This is a genomic window from Klebsiella sp. K47, from assembly GCF_051858335.1.
GTDB lineage: Bacteria > Pseudomonadota > Gammaproteobacteria > Enterobacterales > Enterobacteriaceae > Klebsiella > Klebsiella pneumoniae.
The window spans coordinates 1-221 of the sequence record NZ_JBPYUI010000463.1; the positions used below are offsets into that span (position 1 = coordinate 1).

Below are 221 nucleotides of genomic sequence, written 5' to 3' on the forward strand. Positions count from 1 at the left end.
GCCGAGCGGGTCGATATCCAGCTGGTGACGTTGGCGCAGATGCGTGCGCAGGCGTTCACGTGTCCAGGCGAGCAGGCCATTGCGGTCGACGAATTGCTCAAGGCTCAGGATACCGGGTGCCGCCGCCTTGTCGATGGCGATCACCAGCTCTTGCAGGGTTTGCATGATGTGCGTGAGGCCCTGTGCCGAGGCGTTTTTCAGCCAGGCTGGCGAGTTGCGCT

Annotated in this window: 1 protein-coding gene; it reads right to left on the reverse strand. The window is 63.3% G+C overall.

The features are described from left to right. Nucleotides 1–221 (reverse strand): hypothetical protein (locus tag RRF55_RS28805; RefSeq protein ID WP_439419417.1); only part of this gene is annotated, 221 nt, incomplete at both ends.